Source organism: Streptomyces sp. NPDC025793, assembly GCF_055558375.1.
In genome coordinates, this window is sequence record NZ_JBVHMR010000038.1 from 1 (window position 1) to 16,772 (window position 16,772).

Consider the following 16,772-nt stretch of genomic DNA (forward strand, 5'->3'; position numbering starts at 1 on the left):
GACGATCGCGCCCGCCCGCTGACCTGGCAGACCTCGCCGGGCCAGCGGGGCGACAGTCCCATGTTCATCCCTGTGCTGGAGGGCTTACGGATCCGACGGCGCGGACCGGGCCGACCACGCAGCCGGCCGGATCGTGTGCGCGGTGACAAGGCATACTCAAGCCGCGACAACCGCAGCTACCTGCGGCGACGGGGGATCAAAGCGACCATCGCCCAGCCCGATGACCAGCGAGCCGCCCGTCGACGCAAGGGTCGGACCGGAGGGCGCCCGCCGGCCTTCGACAAGGTCCAGTACCGCCACCGCAGTGCCGTCGAACGGTGCGTCAGCAAGTGGAAGCAGTACCGGGCGGTGGCCAGCCGGTACGACAAACGCGACTACATCTTCAACGGCACCCTGGCCATCACAGCGATCGTCATCTGGCTCCGAGACATCGTCCAAGAGCCATCAGAAACGGCCTAGGCGTGTGGTGAGCGGCGGCGCGGGCCGCGCAAATGGCCCCGGCACAGACTCGGCGGTATCGGTGTCCCCTGTTACGGCGCTGGATCACCTATGCAGGGCAGTGCCCCGGACGCGCCCATTGATCAGAACTACGCGCCCGAGTCGAGGAGATCGGCGGGCGGCCGACACCCGTCGATCACGTTCCGCCCCGGTCGCGCTGGCGCCGCAGACGTTCAGCTGAGGTGATCGAGATGCTGCCGCACGCTGTCGGCCAGGTCGGCGTAGAACGGCACTCGGGCAGCCGCCTGAAGGATTTCGGTGCAGGCGGTCAGCTCCCCGACTCGGCCGGGCGGCGTGCCCAGGACGTGGGCGAACTCCACGCGGACCCGTTCGGCAAGGTCCGGGATGGGGAGGGAGTGCAGGTAGAGGTTGGCGGCGTCGTAGCCGACAGGGGCGGCAGGGGCGGCGCCCCAGCCCTCCCAGTCGAGGAGGGGCAGCGGAGGGCGGGTGAGGTTGGCCCAGTGGAGGTCCCCGTGTCCGGTGGTCCAGGCGATCTCCGCCCACCTGTGGCCGGGCGAAGAAGACCGCACCCGGTCCGTCATGGACGCCGTGCTCGGCGGCTTGCGGACCGGGTGCGGACAGGGCGACGCTGCGAGTAAGGAAACCGCAGGTCAGAGGGCATGATCCAAGATCAGGCCTTCTTGGTCTCCCAGAAGATCTTGTCGATCTGGGCGATGTAGTCCAGAGCCTTCTGGCCGGTCGCCGGGTCGGTCGACGCCTTGGCGGCCGACAGGGCCTTCAGGGTGTCGTTGACCAGCTGGTGCAGCTCCGGGTACTTCTCGAAGTGCGGGGCCTTGAAGTAGTCGCTCCACAGCACGGAGACGTGGTGCTTCGCGAGCTCCGCGCGCTGCTCCTTGATGATTGCGGCACGCGCCTGGAAGTGGGCGTCGTCGTTGGCGGCCATCTTCTCCTGCACGGCCTTCACCGACTCCGCCTCGATGCGGGCCTGGGCCGGGTCGTAGACGCCGCAGGGCAGGTCGCAGTGGGCGCTGACCTTGACCTTGGGGGCAAACAGGCGGGAAAGCATGGAGCATTCCTTCCTCGTGATCGTCTTCTCAGGTGCGACATTACTCCCTGAGGAAGGCGATTTCTCGGGTGCCCCCTAGGGCTTAGGACAAAAGTCCAGGGTCAGACTGAGACTGGTGGAGGAACGGACCGGGGAGGTGCCGGGGATGCCGGAGCTGTCGCAGGAGACCGAACGGGGGAGGGCCGGGGCGCCGTTCGGGCTGGCCGAGGTGACGGGCCCGTCCATGGTGCCCACGCTCCGGCACGGGGACCGGCTGCTGCTGAGGTACGGAGCGGTGGTGCGGCCGGGGGACGTCGTCGTGCTGCGGCATCCGTTCCAGCAGGATCTGCTCGTCGTCAAGCGGGCCGTGGAGCGGCGCGAGGGCGGCTGGTGGGTGCTCGGGGACAACCCGTACGCGGGCGGGGACAGCACCGACTACGGGGTCGTACCGGACGAACTGGTCCTGGGCAAGGCGTACTTCAGGTACCGGCCGTGGCCCGCCGGTCAGCGCTCGCCGCTGGCGCTGGCGCGCTGGGTGTTCTCGGCCGCGCGGCCGCTGCTGCCGGACCGGTCGGCCTCCAGGCGCTTGCGCGCCCGGTAGGCGGCGACGTTGGCGCGGGTCGCGCAGCGGTCCGAGCAGTAGCGCCGGGAGCGGTTGGTGGACGTGTCGAGGTAGGCGTTGCGGCACGGGGACGCCTCGCACAGGCCCAGCCGGTCGACGCCGTACTCGGTGAGGTGGAAGGCCAGGCCCATCGCCGCGATGGCCGCGTAGCCCGCGGTCGGGTTGGACGGGTGGTCGGCCAGGTGCATGTGCCACAGCGGGCGGCCGTCCTCGTCCCGGAAGTCGTGTCCGGAGATCTGCGGGCTGACCGGGAACTCCAGGAGCAGCGAGTTCAGCAGGTCCACGGCCAGCGTCTCGTCGCCCTGGTCCGCAGCCTCGAAGACGGCGCGCAGCCGTGCCCGTACCGAGCGGAAGCGGGTGACGTCGGCGTCGGTGGCGCGCCGGGCCGTGGAGGAGTTGTTGGCGCCGAAGAGATCGCGGACGGCCTCGACCGAGGTCAGGGAGTCCTTCCCCCGCGCCGGTTCCTCGCTGTTGACGAGACGGACGGCGTAATCCGAGTAATAGGCCAGTTCCACTTGTAGTCCTTACGAGGGCGCTTTATGGTCGTGTCTGCGGTCGGGTAACAGCCGGTCGTGCATCCAGGGTATTACGCACGCCTTGTGGACAAGGGGGACGGATCCGATGACGACGAGCACGGGCACCGACTGGGCCGCCTGGCAGCACAGCTGGGACCGGCAGCAGGAGTGGTACATGCCGGACCGCGAGGAGCGGTTCCGGATCATGCTGGACATGGTCGAGGCGCTGGTCGGGACGGCCCCGCGGGTCCTCGACCTCGCGTGCGGCACCGGCAGCATCACCGCCCGGCTGCTGGCCCGCTTCCCGGAGGCGACCAGCACCGGCGTCGACCTCGACCCGGCCCTGCTCGCCATCGCGCGCGGCACCTTCGCGGGCGACGCGCGGGTCTCCTTCGTCACCGCCGACCTCAAGGACCCCGCGTGGTCCGCGCAGCTGCCGTACGACTCCTACGACGCCGTCCTCACCGCCACGGCCCTGCACTGGCTGCACAGCGAACCCCTCGCGACCCTCTACGGCCAGGTCGCGGGGCTGGTCCGCGACGGCGGTGTCTTCATGAACGCGGACCACATGATCGACGAGGGCACGCCCCGGATCAACGCGGCCGAGCGCGCCCAGCGCCACGCCCGGATGGATCGGGCCAAGGAGGACGGTGTCGTGGACTGGGCGCAGTGGTGGCAGCTGGCGGCGCAGGACCCGGTGCTCGCCGAGCCCACCGCCCGCCGCTTCGAGATCTACGGCGAGCACGCCGAAGGCGACACGCCCTCGGCCGCCTGGCACGCGCGCACGCTGCTGGCCCGGGGCTTCGGCGAGGCGCGGGCGGTGTGGTGCTCGCCGTCGGACACGCTGCTGCTCGCCGTGAAGTAGGCCGTTCACGGGCGAAAAGGGGCGGTACGGGAAATCCGTACCGCCCCTCGCCGCGTCACCCGCTCACAGCACCTTGGACAGGAACGACTGCGTCCGCTCGTGCTGCGGGTTGGTCAGGACGTCCCGCGGATGGCCGGATTCGACCACCACGCCCTCGTCCATGAACACCAGGCTGTCGCCCACCTCGCGGGCGAAGCCCATCTCGTGGGTGACGACGACCATCGTCATGCCGGACTCGGCGAGGTCGCGCATGACGTCCAGGACGTCACCGACCAGCTCCGGGTCCAGGGCCGAGGTCGGCTCGTCGAACAGCATCAGCTTCGGGTCCATCGCGAGCGCCCGGGCGATCGCCACCCGCTGCTGCTGGCCGCCGGAGAGCTGCGAGGGGTAGTGCCCGGCCCGGTCGGCCAGGCCCACGCGCTCCAGCAGTTGCATGGCCCGCTCCTTGGCCTGCGCCTTGCCGGCCCCCTTGACCTGGACCGGCGCCTCCATGACGTTCTCCACGGCCGTCATGTGCGGGAACAGGTTGAAGCGCTGGAAGACCATGCCGATGTCCCGGCGCTTCATGGCGACCTCGCGGTCGCGCAACTCGTACAGCTTGTCGCCCTGCTGGCGGTAGCCGACCAGCTCGCCGTCGACGTACAGCCGGCCGGCGTTGATCTTCTCAAGGTGGTTGATGCACCTGAGAAACGTGCTCTTGCCGGAGCCGGAGGGGCCGATGAGGCAGAACACCTCGCCCGGCCTCACCTCCAGGTCGATGCCCTTGAGCACCTCGACGTGGCCGAAGGACTTGTGCACGCCCTGCGCCCTGACCATCGGCACGCCGCTGCGCACGGGGGCGGCGCCCTCGGTCTCGTTCAGCTCGTCGCTCATGCGCTCACCGCTCCCTTCGGCCGGCCCAGCGAGAACATGTTGGCCTTCACCTTCTGCCACGGGGTCGGCGGCAGGCTGCGGCTGGAGCCGCGGGCGTAGTACCGCTCGATGTAGTACTGGCCGACGCTCAGGATCGACGTCATGATCAGGTACCAGGCCGCTGCGAGGAAGTACATCTCCACCGGGGCGCCGGAGTTCTGGCCGATGTCCTGGGCGTAACGGAAGAGCTCGGGATACTGGACGGCCGCCACGAGCGAGGTCGTCTTCAGCATGTTGATGACCTCGTTGCCCGTCGGCGGCACGATCACGCGCATCGCCTGCGGGATGATCACCCGGCGCAGGGTCTTGGCGTGGCTCATGCCGAGCGCGTGGGCCGCCTCGGTCTGGCCCTCGTCCACCGCGAGCAGGCCCGCCCGGCAGATCTCGGCCATGTACGCCGCCTCGTTCAGACCCAGGCCGAGCAGCGCCGTCAGCAGCGGCGTCATGAAGTTCGACCAGTAGTCCTTGTAGAACGGCATCAGGTTGATGTACTCGAAGACCAGGCCCAGGTTGAACCAGAGGAACAGCTGGACCAGGACCGGGGTGCCGCGGAAGAACCAGATGTAGAACCAGGCGATCGACGAGGTCACCGGGTTCCTCGACAGCCGCATGATCGCGAGGACGATGCCGCCGACGATGCCGATCAGCATCGACAGGACGGTCAGCAGGAGGGTCTTGCTGACACCGGTCATGATCCGGTGGTCGAAGAAGTACTCCGGCACCGCATGCCAGTTGATCTTGCCCTGGCCGAACGCGTAGACGATCGCGACGAGGATCGCGATGGCCACGACGGCGGTGACGTAGCGTCCGTAGTGGCGGACCGGGACGGCCCTGACGGCCTCCGGGCGGGCCGCGGGCGCCGCCCCGGCCCTCTTCTCGTTGTCAGTCACGGGTGTTGCCTCTCAGTGGCCGCTCGCCTGCGCGGGTCACTTGCCGCCGTTGATCACGGACTGCTGGACGGCGCCGTCCTGGGCGCCCCACTTCTGGAGGATCTTCGCGTACTCGCCGTTCTTGATGATCGCGTTCATCGCGGCCTGGAGCGCGTCGCGCAGCTGCGTGGCCTCCTTGGAGACGGCGATGCCGTACGGGGCCGCCTCGACCTGCTGGCCGACGGTCTGGAAGTCCTTGCCGCCGCCGGAGGTCTTCACCGCGTACGCGGCCACCGGGAAGTCGGAGGAGGCGGCGTCCACACCGCCCGAGCGCAGCCGGGTCTGGGACTGCTGGTCGTCGTCGAAGGGCTCGATGGAGAGCTTCTTGCCGCCCGGACACTTCTTGGCCTCCTGCTTGGCCAGGTCCTCCGAGACGGTGCCGCGCTCGACGGCGATCTTCTTGCCGCACAGGTCCGCCCAGCCGTTGATGCCCTGGGTGTCGCCCTTGCGCGTGTAGATCGAGACGCCGGCGGTCAGGTAGTCCACGAAGTCGACGCCCTCGCCGACCTTCTTGCCCGTGTCCGGGTCGACGCCCTGCTGGCGGTTCTTGTTGTCCGTCATCGCGGACATCGCGATGTCGTAGCGGCCCGAGCGCAGGCCGGTGAGCAGGCCGTCGAAGGTGCCGTTCTCGAAGGTCAGCTTCACGCCGAGCTGCTTGCCCATGGCCGCCGCGAGGTCGGGGTCGAGGCCGGTGACGTTGCCGGAGGAGTCCTTGAACTCCACGGGGGCGTACGCGATGTCCGATCCGACCTTTATCTCGCCCTTGTTCCGGATGTCGGCCGGGAGCTTGCTGCTGAGCGGCGCACCGGCGACGGAGGAGCCGCTGCCGGAGCCCTTGTTCTTGTCCTTCGTCTGGTCGCCGCAGCCGGTGACCAGCAGGGCGCCTGCGACCGCGATCGCCCCCACCGCGGCCAGACGGGAGTGCGTGGCGGTGGTACGACGGGTGGAACGTGCGGTCATCGTGGATCCTCCGGCGGATGGGAAGAGATGAAGAAGTACCGATGGGTCGACTGGAACACACACCTTCGGGTGTCACGACCTCGCGGGTTTACGGCATCTTGCCATTCGGACTGCGCCATTCGAGGTGGCGACTATGTCAAAATCGCATAACGGGTGACCCCCCGAACCGCATCAGGTCGGCACGGCAACGGTCGTTGGCCGCCGGACCATCTGCGGAAATCCAGCACTTACGCCGGAGAATCTTCGGCGTATCTCACGATGTGGTCAATGCATCTACCCGCGTAGCGGCGGCTTGCGCCTGGCGGCGGGCCCGACTGCGGGCCCGGCCGCGCGCCCTTGGGGCGGACGTCAGCCTCGTGTCATCTGCGTGTGGCTCTCTGGTTGTCAGATGTGACCTTGGACCTAATGGACTCGTCGTGGGCACCGTCCGTCCGGTAAGAAGGTTCTTTACACCCCTCATCCGGGGCTCAGGGCGCGTGTGCGGCGCGCCCGTCGTGTATGTGCTCGTACGTATCAGCAATCGGGCCGTACGCGGTGCCCGCCCACCCCTCACCAGGAGTGGTCGACCCTCAAACCATGCATACCTAAGGGGTAAGACAAAGTGGCAGCGGAGATCGTCAATCCTCGCAGCGACAGCAATACGGACCAGGACGCCGGGGCCGAGCCTCTGGAGTCCTTCGATCCGGCGTTCGCGCTGCACCGCGGCGGCAAGATGGCCGTGCAGGCCACCGTGCCGGTCCGCGACAAGGACGACCTTTCCCTCGCGTACACGCCCGGCGTCGCGCGCGTGTGCACCGCGATCGCGGAGCAGCCGGAACTGGTCAACGACTACACGTGGAAGTCCAACGTGGTCGCCGTCGTGACCGACGGTACGGCCGTGCTCGGGCTCGGGGACATCGGTCCCCAGGCCTCCCTCCCCGTGATGGAGGGCAAGGCGATCCTTTTCAAGCAGTTCGGCGGCGTCGACGCGGTCCCGATCGCGCTCGACTGCACGGGCGTGGACGAGATCGTCGAGACCGTCGTCCGGCTCGCTCCGTCCTTCGGCGGCGTGAACCTGGAGGACATCTCGGCGCCCCGGTGCTTCGAGATCGAGAGGCAGCTCCAGGAGCGCCTCGACATCCCGGTCTTCCATGACGACCAGCACGGCACGGCCGTCGTGACGCTTGCGGCGCTGCGCAACGCGGCGAAGCTGAGCGGCCGGGAGATCGGCGACCTGCGGGCCGTCATCTCGGGCGCCGGCGCGGCCGGTGTGGCCATCGCCAAGATGCTGATCGGGGCCGGCGTCGGGGACGTGGCCCTCACGGACCGCAAGGGCGTCATCTCCGCCGACCGGGAGGACCTCACCCCGGTCAAGCGCAAGGTGGCCGGCTTCACCAACAAGGCGGGCATCACCGGCTCGCTGGAGGACGCCCTCGCGGGCGCCGACGTCTTCATCGGCGTCTCCGGCGGTACGGTGCCCGAGGCGGCCGTGGCCTCCATGGCCGAGGGCGCCTTCGTGTTCGCGATGGCCAACCCGAACCCCGAGGTCCACCCGGACGTCGCGCACAAGTACGCGGCGGTCGTCGCCACCGGGCGCTCGGACTTCCCGAACCAGATCAACAACGTGCTGGCGTTCCCGGGCATCTTCGCGGGGGCGCTCCAGGTGCGGGCCACCCGGATCACCGAGGGCATGAAGATCGCCGCCGCGGAGGCGCTGGCCGCCGTGGTGGGCGACGACCTCGCCGCCGACTACGTGATCCCCTCGCCGTTCGACGAGCGGGTCGCCCCGGCGGTGACCGCGGCGGTGGCCGCGGCCGCCCGTGCCGAAGGGGTCGCGCGCCTCTAGGGCACACACCTCCGGATCGACTGGCCCCGCCTGCTGAGGCGGGGCCGGTCGTGTCAGGGGGCTCTCCGCGGCGCCGGCCGTGCGGTCTGCGCCGCACGGGTGCCGGTGCGCAAGAGGGCATGTGTCACAGGGGTGCCTGGTTCCCTCGGCTGATCCGCGCACCTATCGTCGGGCCCATGTTCGCTGTCTACGCCGCCCGAATCGACCGCGACCAGCCGCTCACCGGCCTTGAGTTGGGGGAGCGTCCGGCTCCCGAGGCCCGGCCCGGCTGGAGCACGATCGATGTGCGCGCCGCCTCCCTCAACCACCACGACCTCTGGTCCCTGCGCGGCGTCGGCCTCCCCGAGGACCGGCTGCCGATGATCCTCGGCTGCGACGCCGCCGGGGTCGACGCGGACGGCAACGAGGTCGTCCTGCACTCCGTCATCGGCCAGACCGGCCACGGCGTCGGCCCGGACGAGCCGCGCTCCATCCTCACGGAGCGCTACCAGGGCACCTTCGCCGAGCAGGTCGCCGTACCGACCTGGAACGTGCTGCCCAAGCCCAAGGAGCTGTCCTTCGCCGAGGCGGCCTGTCTGCCGACCGCGTGGCTCACGGCGTACCGGATGCTGTTCACCAACGCCGGGGTACGGCCCGGCGACTCGGTCCTCGTGCAGGGCGCGGGCGGCGGGGTCGCCACGGCCGCGATCGTGCTCGGCAGGGCGGCGGGGCTGCGCGTCTTCGCCACCAGCCGGGACGAGGCGAAGCGGAAGCGGGCCCTGGAGCTGGGGGCCGTGGAGGCCGTGGAGCCGGGGGCGCGGCTGCCGCAGCGGGTGGACGCCGTGATCGAGACCGTGGGCGCGGCCACCTGGTCGCACTCGGTGAAGTCCCTGCGGCCCGGCGGCACGGTCGTCATCTCCGGGGCGACGAGCGGCGACCGGCCCTCGCACGCCGAGCTGACCCGGATCTTCTTCCTGGAACTGAAGGTCGTCGGCTCGACCATGGGCACCAAGGAGGAGCTGGAGGACCTGCTCTCCTTCTGCGCCACGACCGGGGTACGGCCCGTCATCGACGAGGAGCTGCCGCTGGACCGGGCCCGCGAGGGCTTCGAGCGGCTGGCGTCGGGGGAGCAGTTCGGGAAGATCGTGCTGACCAACTCCTGAGTCCGGCGGGCCGGTTGACCCATGGGCCGCCATGTCAACTTTGGTTGACATGGCGGTCCTGTCAATGTAGGTTGACACCATGACCGATGCAACCGATCTCGCCGAGCGCGCCGGTGACCGTGACCCGCGGGTGGGACTGCGGGCCGTGGCCGCGCTGCGCAGGCTGCTGGAGCAGCTGGAGGCGGTGCAGGTGCGCAGTGCGCGCAATCAGGGCTGGTCGTGGCAGGAGATCGCCGCGGAACTGGGTGTCAGCAGGCAGGCCGTGCACAAGAAGTACGGGAGGCAGTGATGTTCGAACACTTCACCAAGGACGCCCGCGAGGTCGTCGAGGGCGCGGTCGGCCACTGCGAGCGTGCGGGGGAGCGGACCGTGGGCGCCGAGCATCTGCTGCTCGCCCTTCTCGACCGCGAGAGCGGCCCTGCGTCGACCGCGCTGGCCGCGCTCGGGATCGCGCAGCGCGAGGCCTCCGTACGGCAGGCGCTGGCCGAGGCCCGGCGGCGGGCCGGGCTGTCACGGGCCGAGACGGACGCGCTCGCGGGACTCGGGATCGACGTGTCCGAGATCGTCTCCCGGGTCGAGGAGGCGCACGGCGTCGGCGCGATGTCCGGCGGCCGTGCGGGCCGGGGTCGGTGGTCGGGCCGGCGCTCCTTCGACCGGGGCGCGAAGGGTGTCCTGGAGGGCGCCCTGCGCAGCGCCGTCGGCCGCAGTGACGGCCGTATCGGCGACGAACACATCCTGCTGTCCCTGACGATGCGTCCCGGGGTGGCGGGCGAGGTCCTGGCGGATCACGGGGTGACGTACGAGACGGTGCAGGGCGTGCTGTGACGGGCCCACCCGCCCCGCCGGACCTTCCGGCCGGGCGGGTGGGCCGTCCCGGCCGGGCGAGGCGTCCTTGGGGCGCCCCGGCGGCCGGGGGTGCGTCAGGGCTTCGGCTGGTGCAGCAGCGCGGCGATGCGCGCTGCCGCCGTGGACAAGTGGTGGCGGGTTTCGCGGAGTTGGTCGGTGGTGACCCCGTGGTCGCGGGCCGTGTCGCGGATGTCGTCGCGGAAGCGGTCCAGCAGGCGGTCCAGGTCGCGGGCCGGGTCTCCGGTGAAGTCCTCGTGGGACCAGGAGGGTTCGTACTCGGCCGGGAACTCCTCGGCCGGCTCGATGTAGTCGGGCGCCGGGGTGGTGGGCCGGGACGTGTCCTGCGGGGTGCGGGTGAAGCCCCGCTCCTTGCCCAGCCCCTTGCTCCACTCCTTGCCGAAGTCGCCGAACTCCTTGGCCAGTTCGGTCAGGCCCTCGCGGACGCCGGTCGGCCAGTCGCCGCGCGTGAAGTGGTCCTGGACGCGGTCCTGGACGTGGCGGGCGATGCGCTGCATCTCCTCCTGTGCCTGGGCCCGCGCCCGCGCCTGCGCCTCCTGGGCCTGGTGCCGGGCCCGCTGGGCCTCCTCGCGGGCCCGGCGGCTCTCGTCCTTGGCGCGGCGGGCCTGCTCCTTCCACTCCTGCTTGGCCCGGCGCATCTCCTCCTTCGCGACGCGCCAGGACTCCTTGTCGCCGCCCAGGTACTCCCCAGACGGGCCCGCCGCGCCCGTCCGCGCGCCCTGGCGGGCCTCGGTGGCGGCCGCGCGCATCTCGCGGCGCAGGTCGCCGGCCGCGCCGCGCACATCGGCCCTGATCTCGGCCGCCAGTTCCGCGACGGACTCGCGGATCTCCAGCTCCAGGTCGGCCAACTCGCCGCTTCGGTCGGCCAGTTCGGCGCGGCCCGCGTCCGTAATGGAGTAGACCTTGCGGCCGCCCTCCGTGGTGTGGCGGACCAGGCCCTCGGCCTCCAGTTTGGCCAGGCGGGGGTAGACCGTGCCCGCCGAGGGGGCGTACAGCCCCTGGAAGCGCTCCTCCAGGAGCCTGATCACCTCGTAGCCGTGGCGCGGTGCCTCGTCGAGCAGCTTGAGCAGGTACAGGCGGAGGCGCCCGTGGGCGAAGACGGGGGGCATGTCAGAGCACCTTCTTGTCGGTCGTACCGTCGGCCGGGGTGTCGGAGGTGCCGGAGCCGCCGGTGGCGTCCGTCGCCTTCGCGTCCTGGCCGGAGACGGAATTCTCCCCCGGGGCGGCCGGGGAGCCCGCGGCGGGGGCGGTGCCCGGGGCCCGTGGGGGCTCAGGCTCCCACGGGGTGCTCTTCCCGTCCTCGCGCGGTGGCCGGCGCAGCAGGGCGATGGAACCGGAGACCGTGGTGGCCCGGAGCCGGCCGGTGCCCGCGCCGAGCCGGCCGGTGATCTTGTGGGCGCCCCAGTTGCCGTGCACCCGCAGTCCGTCGAAGGCGTTGGAGATCGTGCCGCTCGCGGTGTTCGCCTCCACCTCGGCGTCCGCCGGGTGCGGCAGGCGGATGGCGATCTCGCCGGAGACGCTGGTGAGGCTGACCTCCGTCGGGCCGTCCGGGTCCAGGTCGACGATCATGGATCCGCTGACCGAGTCGGCGCGGACGGAGCGGCCGGAGCCCTCGACCACCGTCAGGTCGCCCGAGACCGAGTTGAACCGCAGGTCGCCGGTGACCGCCTGGGCCTCCAGGCTGCCCGACACGGTGTCCGCGTGGACCGGGCCGGAGACGGCGACCAGGGTCGTGTCGCCGGTCACGCCCTTGACCGCGGCGGGGCCGTGGATGCCCGAGACGATCGCGTCGGCGTCGACGACGCCGACCTCCACGCGCGTGTCCGCCGGGACCGCGAGGGAGACGACGGCGCTGCGCCGCCAGCCCTTGCGGTCGAGCCACTTGAGGAAGCCCTTCCAGGGCAGGTCCTCGTAGGTCACCGTCAGCCGGCCGTCCTCCTCGGTGACCACGAGGGGCGGGCCTTTGATCTCGGAGACCTCCAGGCGGGCGGAACCTTCTTCCGTGCCCACCACGTTCACTGTTCCGCTGACGATGCGGACCCGGAGATCGCTCACGCGTGAGTCGAAGGTCAGCTTCCGGGGCTCTGTCACGGACCATTCGGGCATGGGGGACCTCCTCGGGCACGGCGGGGCGAAGCGCGGCGACGCACTCGCGACGCGCCATATCGCGTCTTCCGTATTCACGATATATCGCGGTCGCGGAAAGTCAAGACACCCTTTCGTGGGGCTCATGTGCTGCGGCCCCTGGTGGCCGCGGTACGACCGTGTCGCCGTACCGCGCCGCCAGGGGCCGCTGTCGTACCGCCGCGCAAGCGCCGGGAAACCGCCGTGAAGGGGACTACTCGTCGTCCTCGTCGTCCAGGCGGGCCAGCCAGGTCGCGAGGCGTTCCACCGGTACCTCGAAGTCGGGGTTCAGGTCGACGAACGTGCGCAGCTGCTCGGCGAGCCACTCGAAGGTGACCTCTTCCTCGCCGCGCCGCTTCTCCAGTTCTTCGATGCCTCGGTCGGTGAAGTACATGGATGCCGCTCCGTCGTTCAGTGCAGGGATAGGGCCGCTCCCGGGCGGGAAGAACCCTCAACCTGTGAGAGGTGGAAGATGCCGCTCTTCCGCCTGAGGAGTCTGGCGAGAACAGGAAAATGATAGGCAGCCGCCGGCCCCGGCGGGCGAGCGGTCCGCGCGGGGCGAGACGGGGCGAGGGGACGGGGGAACATGATGAACGCGCAGTCGCCGGAGTCGACGCGGGTAGCGCGGATCCAGCTGCCGGACGGCACGCCGGTGTGGGCCCGGATCTCCGGGGCGGAGGAGCTCGCCGCGCCGTCGGCGGGACATCCGCCGGGGGGACTGTCGTACACGGACACCGGGTTCGCCGAGCGGGTGGAGGCGAGTGTCGAGAGCCTCCAGTCGCTGATCACCGGGGTCGCGCGGTCGCTGTCCGGCCCGTTGCGGGCGGTGCGGCCGGACGAGGTGAGCGTCGAGTTCGGCATCGAGCTGACCGCGAAGGCCGGAAAGGTGGTGGGCCTGCTCGCGGACGGTGAGGCCAAGGCGGCCATCACGGTCACCCTGACCTGGCACGGGGACGGTCCGCCGGACCCGTCGTCCGCGGACGCTTCCGCCCCCCGGCCGGCCCACGGCCCCGGCGCCCCCGTGCCCCCGTCCCCGCGGACCCCCGGCCCGGCTTCCCGTACCGGCGCGCCCACCGGCGCTCGGGGGCACGGGGGCGCCGGGGACGGCGGCGTCGGGGGCACGGCATGACGCAGGGGTACGACGGGGGCGCACCGGACGGCTTCGATGCTGCCCGGCTTGCGCTGCGTGAACTCGTTCTCGCGGCGACGGTGCGCATTCATCACGCGGGTGCCGGGTATGCCCACGACGAGCCCGGCAGCTTCCTCGGCAGCGGATTCTTCGTCGCGCCGAACTGGGTTCTGACCTGTGCACACGTGGTTCACGCCGAGGAGGGGGGCGAGGTCGTCGTGGTGTACCGGACCAGCCCCTACGACGACCCGTGCGCCGTGCCCGGGCAGGTGGCGGCGACCCTGCCGGAGCACGCCGGCCGGCTCGTCCCCGGCGGCTGGCCCGCTCCGGATCTCGCGCTGGTCCGGCTCCGCGAGCCCGTCGGCCACGCGTGCGTGTACGTCTCCGAGCGGCCCAACCCGCACTTCGGCGGGAACAGGGTGTACTACGCGGGCTGGACGGGCGCCCGTGGCCGGCTGGAGATCCTCGACGGGTACCTCTCGGTCCAGGGGACGATCAGCGCCTGGTCGCCGGAGGAGCAGGTGCGGCTCGGGCAGAACGACCTGCCGCCCGGTGTCTCCGGCGGGCCGGTGATCGACCCCGTGCGCGGTGAGGTCGTCGGGGTCCTGAAGTCCCGCGCGGACCAGGGGGCGGGCGGCACGTCCATCGGCGTCGAGCAGCTGCGCACCCTCCACCGGAGCGACGGCCGGGGCGACGGCGCCGAGGGGAACGGCGGCCACACCCACGGCACGTTCCCGGGCCCCGCCGACCCGAGCCCCTCCCGCCACGCGGACACCGCCCCCCACACCGACCACGCTGACCACACCGACCTCTACCAAGCCGTCTTCCACGCCCACGACCGCTACCACCGCGACCGTCAGCAGCCCTCCGAGTCGGCGGCGCCCACCTGGGCCGACATCCAGGGCGAGCTCGGCGCGCGCCCCGGGCGCGCGCTCAGTCCGCACGAGCGCGGGGAGTTGCTCGGGCGGCTGGCCGATCTGCCGCCCCCGGTCAGCACCCGCGCTCTGCTCGGCATCCTCGGATCGCTGCCCGGCTTCCGGCTGCCGTCCCTGGTGCCCGCGCCGCGCGGCTGGCGGGACGGCCTGGGCGTGCTGTACGAGCACGCGCGGCAGGACGAGGCGCGCAGGCTCGTCATCGGCTACGCGATGCGGATCCTGCTGGCCGACCGCGACCGCACGCGCAGCGTGCTCGCCGCCGAGCGGGCCCTGTGGGAGTGGGTGTGGCACGCGTCGACGGGGCTGGACAGCGGCTATCGCACCGAACTCGCCCAGCAGCGCGAGGAGTTGCTCGGGCGGGAGCGGGACGGTCGCCGACGGGCCGGTCACGAGCGGGCCGACGGCGAGGCCGGCCGGGCGCCCGAGCGCCCCGCGCAGCATCCGCCCCTCGCACCGCCCGGACCGTCCGTGCTGCTGGTGGTGCTGTGCCGGGGCTGGGAGCCCGACCGCTGCGACTGGTCGGTCTCCGTCGCGGACGCGGACGGCGGGACGACGCTGCTGCACGAGACCCAGCGCACCGCGCTGGCCGACCTCGACGCCCGGGCGGCCGCCGCGCTCACCGAGGCCTTCCGGCAGTGCGACGAGCCCGGGCGGCCCGCGCCCCTGTACGTGGCCCTGCCCCACCGGTTCCTGGACATGCCGGTGGACGACTGGCGGCTGCGGCCGGACGGCGTCCCGGTGGGCGTCGAGCGGCCGGTGCTCGTGCGCTGCTCGGACCGCGACCAGTTGCCCGACGCGGCGGCGCAGGGCCCCGGCGCGTGGCCGGCGGCGGCCTGGGAGCCGTACGACGACGAGGACGGCGAACGCCGCGACCGCTGGCGGCGGCTGCACACCCGTCAGGCGCGGGCCGAGGTGCTCGACTGCGACGACGGAGTGCGCAGGCCCGTACCGGACGCCCCGGCGCTGCGCGGCCTCGCGCCGCACGACGTCCCGGTGCTCTGCCGCCTGGGCGACCAGCGCTACGCGAGCGACCCCGCCTCGCTCGGCCGGATCCTGAACGCCGGGTTCGGGGTGGCGGTCTGGCGCCGCAGGCGGTGGCAGCCCGAGTCCGTGTGCGGCGAGTTCCACCGGGGCGCCAAGACGGTCGTCGACGACGGCGCCGGGGTGGCCCTGCTGCCCGGGGTGGTGCACGGGCTGCGCCGGCAGGTCCACGCGGGGCTCACGGAGGCCTACTGGGCCCATGGAATAGCACTGTTGTACGACGATCCGCACAGCCCCCTGCCCGGAACCGGAGATCTGCTGGAGGCGCCGTGACGCAGCGCGCGCGATCCCTCCAGTTCCTCTTACCAGGCGTCCTGAGGGTCGATAACGTGAGGCACGTTCGACGGCTGCGGTGGCGGACGAGTGACGACGAGGATTGGACATGACCGAATCCAGTGAGTGGCTCATCTACCGAGGCGCCGGAGAACCGCACGACGGGATGAGCCGGCTCCCGCCGCCACCGCCCTGGCGCGACTTCTCCGGCCGGGACGCGGACGGCGACAGCTCCCAGGACCGCAGGCTCGGCGCGCACCGGCACCTGGCCGAACTGCACCGGCCCGGCGCGGAGGAGCTGGAGATGATCAACGCGGCGCTGTACCTGCGCCGCCCGCTGCTCGTCACCGGCAGCCCCGGTGCGGGCAAGAGCACCCTGGCCCATTCGGTGGCGTACGAGCTGGGGCTGGGCGAGGTGCTGCGCTGGTCCATCGTCAGCCGGACCGCGCTCCAGGACGGGCTCTACCACTACGACGCCATCGCCCGACTGCAGGACGTCCAGATCGCGGCGCAGGGGGGCCACGGCGGCGCGGCCGGCAGCCCTGGGGCCGTGGAGGCCATCGGCAGCTACATCCGGCTCGGGCCCCTCGGCACCGCCCTGCTGCCCTCGGACACGCCGCGCGTGCTGCTCATCGACGAGCTGGACAAGAGCGACATCGACCTGCCCAACGACCTGCTGAACGTGTTGGAGGAGGGCGAGTTCGAGATACCCGAGCTCCAGCGCATCGCCGACCGGCTGCCCGGCGGCGAGGCCGAGGTGCTCACCGCCGACGGCGCCAGGGTCCGGGTGCGCGACGGCCGGGTGCGCTGCCGCGCCTTCCCGTTCGTGGTCCTCACCAGCAACGGGGAGCGCGACTTCCCGGCGCCGCTGATGCGCCGGTGCATCCATCTGGAGCTGGACCGGCCCGACCACAACCGGCTCGCCACCTTCGTCCGCGCCCACCTCGGTGACGAGGCCGCACGGGCGGGCGACGACCTGATCGCCCGCTTCCTGGAGCGTTCCCGCAGCGAACTCCTCGCCGCCGACCAGCTGTTGAACGCGATCCATCTCACCGCAGCCGCCGCCCCGCCGAGCCGCGAGCGCCTCGCCGATCTGCTCATCCAGCGACTCGACCGTTCGAGGTGAGGCGCT

The 16,772-nt window shown here is 71.6% G+C and carries 19 protein-coding genes and 1 pseudogene; 11 read left to right on the forward strand and 9 right to left on the reverse strand.

Annotation, left to right across the window (positions count from 1 at the left end):
* A partial coding sequence (locus ACZ4MF_RS39365) for a transposase (RefSeq protein ID WP_467497872.1) occupies positions 1-459 on the forward strand: 459 nt, incomplete at its 5' end.
* 212 nt (positions 460-671) lie between these two features.
* Here the strand turns inward: ACZ4MF_RS39365 and ACZ4MF_RS39370 are convergent.
* The gene (locus ACZ4MF_RS39370; protein WP_467497978.1) at positions 672-1,040 is read right to left on the reverse strand and encodes a hypothetical protein; all 369 of its coding nucleotides are present in this window, start codon (positions 1,038-1,040) and stop codon (positions 672-674) included.
* Here ACZ4MF_RS39370 and ACZ4MF_RS39375 point away from each other — a divergent pair.
* Positions 991-1,122, forward strand: a pseudogene (locus tag ACZ4MF_RS39375) (tyrosine-type recombinase/integrase); the annotation flags it as partial. The gene ACZ4MF_RS39370 and the pseudogene ACZ4MF_RS39375 overlap by 50 nt on opposite strands.
* 7 nt (positions 1,123-1,129) lie before the next feature.
* Here ACZ4MF_RS39375 and sodN read toward each other — a convergent pair.
* A complete protein-coding gene (gene sodN / locus ACZ4MF_RS39380; protein ID WP_356028896.1) occupies positions 1,130-1,525 on the reverse strand; it encodes a superoxide dismutase, Ni in 396 nt (131 codons plus the stop codon).
* A 145-nt stretch (positions 1,526-1,670) separates the two neighbouring features.
* On the opposite strand from sodN, the gene sodX reads away from it, so the two are divergent.
* The gene (sodX, locus tag ACZ4MF_RS39385; protein WP_362818830.1) at positions 1,671-2,105 is read left to right on the forward strand and encodes a nickel-type superoxide dismutase maturation protease; all 435 of its coding nucleotides are present in this window, start codon (positions 1,671-1,673) and stop codon (positions 2,103-2,105) included.
* Here the strand turns inward: sodX and ACZ4MF_RS39390 are convergent.
* Positions 2,009-2,641, reverse strand: a complete 633-nt coding sequence (locus ACZ4MF_RS39390) for a CGNR zinc finger domain-containing protein (RefSeq protein ID WP_467497875.1) — start codon at positions 2,639-2,641, stop codon at positions 2,009-2,011. The two genes, sodX and ACZ4MF_RS39390, sit on opposite strands and share 97 nt — an antisense overlap.
* A 106-nt stretch (positions 2,642-2,747) precedes the next feature.
* On the opposite strand from ACZ4MF_RS39390, the gene ACZ4MF_RS39395 reads away from it, so the two are divergent.
* Positions 2,748-3,506, forward strand: a complete 759-nt coding sequence (locus ACZ4MF_RS39395) for a class I SAM-dependent methyltransferase (protein ID WP_356028893.1) — start codon at positions 2,748-2,750, stop codon at positions 3,504-3,506.
* 63 nt (positions 3,507-3,569) lie between these two features.
* On the opposite strand, the gene ACZ4MF_RS39400 is transcribed toward ACZ4MF_RS39395, so the two are convergent.
* The 3 genes from ACZ4MF_RS39400 to ACZ4MF_RS39410 are packed head-to-tail and all read right to left on the reverse strand — an operon-like array spanning position 3,570 to position 6,307.
* A complete protein-coding gene (locus tag ACZ4MF_RS39400; protein ID WP_467497964.1) occupies positions 3,570-4,322 on the reverse strand; it encodes an amino acid ABC transporter ATP-binding protein in 753 nt (250 codons plus the stop codon).
* Between the two features lie 53 nt (positions 4,323-4,375).
* Entirely contained in the window at positions 4,376-5,308 is a 933-nt protein-coding gene (locus ACZ4MF_RS39405) for an amino acid ABC transporter permease (protein WP_467497877.1), read from the reverse strand.
* Positions 5,309-5,344: 36 nt separating this feature from the next.
* Positions 5,345-6,307: an ABC transporter substrate-binding protein gene (locus tag ACZ4MF_RS39410; protein ID WP_356028888.1), complete on the reverse strand. Its 963-nt coding sequence runs from the start codon at positions 6,305-6,307 to the stop codon at positions 5,345-5,347.
* 601 nt (positions 6,308-6,908) lie between these two features.
* On the opposite strand from ACZ4MF_RS39410, the gene ACZ4MF_RS39415 reads away from it, so the two are divergent.
* The 4 genes from ACZ4MF_RS39415 to ACZ4MF_RS39430 all read left to right on the forward strand — a co-directional run bounded on the left by ACZ4MF_RS39415 (position 6,909) and on the right by ACZ4MF_RS39430 (position 10,099).
* Entirely contained in the window at positions 6,909-8,132 is a 1,224-nt protein-coding gene (locus ACZ4MF_RS39415) for an NAD(P)-dependent malic enzyme (protein WP_467497879.1), read from the forward strand.
* Positions 8,133-8,308: 176 nt separating this feature from the next.
* Positions 8,309-9,274 (forward strand): zinc-binding dehydrogenase, encoded by a 966-nt coding sequence (locus ACZ4MF_RS39420; protein WP_467497881.1) that lies wholly within the window; start codon positions 8,309-8,311, stop codon positions 9,272-9,274.
* Positions 9,275-9,353: 79 nt separating this feature from the next.
* The gene (locus ACZ4MF_RS39425; RefSeq protein ID WP_037851906.1) at positions 9,354-9,563 is read left to right on the forward strand and encodes a helix-turn-helix domain-containing protein; all 210 of its coding nucleotides are present in this window, start codon (positions 9,354-9,356) and stop codon (positions 9,561-9,563) included.
* Positions 9,563-10,099 carry a Clp protease N-terminal domain-containing protein gene (locus tag ACZ4MF_RS39430; protein ID WP_467497883.1) on the forward strand — a complete coding sequence of 179 codons (537 nt, stop codon included), beginning with the start codon at positions 9,563-9,565 and terminating at the stop codon, positions 10,097-10,099. The genes ACZ4MF_RS39425 and ACZ4MF_RS39430 overlap by 1 nt, the downstream gene beginning before the upstream one ends.
* Positions 10,100-10,194: 95 nt before the next feature.
* On the opposite strand, the gene ACZ4MF_RS39435 is transcribed toward ACZ4MF_RS39430, so the two are convergent.
* The 3 genes from ACZ4MF_RS39435 to ACZ4MF_RS39445 all read right to left on the reverse strand — a co-directional run bounded on the left by ACZ4MF_RS39435 (position 10,195) and on the right by ACZ4MF_RS39445 (position 12,656).
* Positions 10,195-11,247, reverse strand: coding sequence for a PadR family transcriptional regulator (locus tag ACZ4MF_RS39435; protein WP_467497885.1), 1,053 nt, complete (start codon positions 11,245-11,247; stop codon positions 10,195-10,197).
* Between the two features lies 1 nt (position 11,248).
* A complete protein-coding gene (locus ACZ4MF_RS39440; RefSeq protein WP_467497887.1) occupies positions 11,249-12,244 on the reverse strand; it encodes a DUF4097 family beta strand repeat-containing protein in 996 nt (331 codons plus the stop codon).
* 232 nt (positions 12,245-12,476) lie between these two features.
* The gene (locus ACZ4MF_RS39445) at positions 12,477-12,656 is read right to left on the reverse strand and encodes a DUF6104 family protein (protein WP_003992906.1); all 180 of its coding nucleotides are present in this window, start codon (positions 12,654-12,656) and stop codon (positions 12,477-12,479) included.
* A gap of 195 nt (positions 12,657-12,851) precedes the next feature.
* Here ACZ4MF_RS39445 and ACZ4MF_RS39450 point away from each other — a divergent pair, with 195 nt between their 5' ends.
* From ACZ4MF_RS39450 to ACZ4MF_RS39460, 3 genes are all read left to right on the forward strand, one after another.
* Positions 12,852-13,391, forward strand: coding sequence for a CU044_2847 family protein (locus tag ACZ4MF_RS39450; RefSeq protein ID WP_467497966.1), 540 nt, complete (start codon positions 12,852-12,854; stop codon positions 13,389-13,391).
* Positions 13,388-15,640 carry a VMAP-C domain-containing protein gene (locus ACZ4MF_RS39455; RefSeq protein ID WP_467497889.1) on the forward strand — a complete coding sequence of 751 codons (2,253 nt, stop codon included), beginning with the start codon at positions 13,388-13,390 and terminating at the stop codon, positions 15,638-15,640. The genes ACZ4MF_RS39450 and ACZ4MF_RS39455 overlap by 4 nt, the downstream gene beginning before the upstream one ends.
* Positions 15,641-15,749: 109 nt before the next feature.
* Positions 15,750-16,766, forward strand: coding sequence for an AAA family ATPase (locus ACZ4MF_RS39460; protein WP_356027629.1), 1,017 nt, complete (start codon positions 15,750-15,752; stop codon positions 16,764-16,766).
* The last annotated feature ends 6 nt before the right edge of the window (positions 16,767-16,772 follow it).

Bases quoted from the DNA above. Each gene is read 5' to 3' on its own strand.
- ACZ4MF_RS39370 (WP_467497978.1), bottom strand. From the start codon at position 1,040: ATGACGGACCGGGTGCGGTCTTCTTCGCCCGGCCACAGGTGGGCGGAG.
- sodN (WP_356028896.1), bottom strand. From the start codon at position 1,525: ATGCTTTCCCGCCTGTTTGCCCCCAAGGTCAAGGTCAGCGCCCACTGC.
- sodX (WP_362818830.1), top strand. From the start codon at position 1,671: ATGCCGGAGCTGTCGCAGGAGACCGAACGGGGGAGGGCCGGGGCGCCG.
- ACZ4MF_RS39395 (WP_356028893.1), top strand. From the start codon at position 2,748: ATGACGACGAGCACGGGCACCGACTGGGCCGCCTGGCAGCACAGCTGG.
- ACZ4MF_RS39400 (WP_467497964.1), bottom strand. From the start codon at position 4,322: ATGGTCAGGGCGCAGGGCGTGCACAAGTCCTTCGGCCACGTCGAGGTG.
- ACZ4MF_RS39410 (WP_356028888.1), bottom strand. From the start codon at position 6,307: ATGACCGCACGTTCCACCCGTCGTACCACCGCCACGCACTCCCGTCTG.
- ACZ4MF_RS39420 (WP_467497881.1), top strand. From the start codon at position 8,309: ATGTTCGCTGTCTACGCCGCCCGAATCGACCGCGACCAGCCGCTCACC.
- ACZ4MF_RS39425 (WP_037851906.1), top strand. From the start codon at position 9,354: ATGACCGATGCAACCGATCTCGCCGAGCGCGCCGGTGACCGTGACCCG.
- ACZ4MF_RS39430 (WP_467497883.1), top strand. From the start codon at position 9,563: ATGTTCGAACACTTCACCAAGGACGCCCGCGAGGTCGTCGAGGGCGCG.
- ACZ4MF_RS39435 (WP_467497885.1), bottom strand. From the start codon at position 11,247: ATGCCCCCCGTCTTCGCCCACGGGCGCCTCCGCCTGTACCTGCTCAAG.
- ACZ4MF_RS39440 (WP_467497887.1), bottom strand. From the start codon at position 12,244: ATGCCCGAATGGTCCGTGACAGAGCCCCGGAAGCTGACCTTCGACTCA.
- ACZ4MF_RS39445 (WP_003992906.1), bottom strand. From the start codon at position 12,656: ATGTACTTCACCGACCGAGGCATCGAAGAACTGGAGAAGCGGCGCGGC.
- ACZ4MF_RS39450 (WP_467497966.1), top strand. From the start codon at position 12,852: ATGAACGCGCAGTCGCCGGAGTCGACGCGGGTAGCGCGGATCCAGCTG.
- ACZ4MF_RS39455 (WP_467497889.1), top strand. From the start codon at position 13,388: ATGACGCAGGGGTACGACGGGGGCGCACCGGACGGCTTCGATGCTGCC.
- ACZ4MF_RS39460 (WP_356027629.1), top strand. From the start codon at position 15,750: ATGACCGAATCCAGTGAGTGGCTCATCTACCGAGGCGCCGGAGAACCG.